The sequence below is a fragment of the Mesorhizobium sp. M8A.F.Ca.ET.161.01.1.1 genome (assembly GCF_004792105.1).
GTDB lineage: Bacteria > Pseudomonadota > Alphaproteobacteria > Rhizobiales > Rhizobiaceae > Mesorhizobium.
Genome location: NZ_SRTD01000531.1, coordinates 1 through 279, shown reverse-complemented (window position 1 = coordinate 279; position 279 = coordinate 1). Strand labels below are relative to the sequence as shown.

At 54.1% G+C, this 279-nt stretch carries 1 protein-coding gene; it reads right to left on the bottom strand.

The annotated features are described in order from the left end of the window. A partial coding sequence (locus EN804_RS36885; RefSeq protein WP_135922465.1) for an EAL domain-containing protein occupies positions 1-279 on the bottom strand: 279 nt, incomplete at both ends.

Below are 279 nucleotides of genomic sequence, written 5' to 3'. Positions count from 1 at the left end.
CTTCGATCAAAATTTTATGGCCGCGATTGCGAATGAGGCGGATCATGTCCTGCAGCATCGCCCGTCCGCGTGGGGTCTTGCTGTCATGCAGGAAGGAACGATCAATCTTGACGGTATCGAAATCCGTCATGCGCAGCCATGACAGGCCGGCAAAACCCGTTCCGAAATCATCCAGCCAGATTTTGATGCCAAGCGTCTTCAGGTCGTTCAGGCAACGCAGCACATCCGAATGCATTTCCATGTCCAGGCCTTCGGTGATTTCGAAGGCGAGCCTGTTGC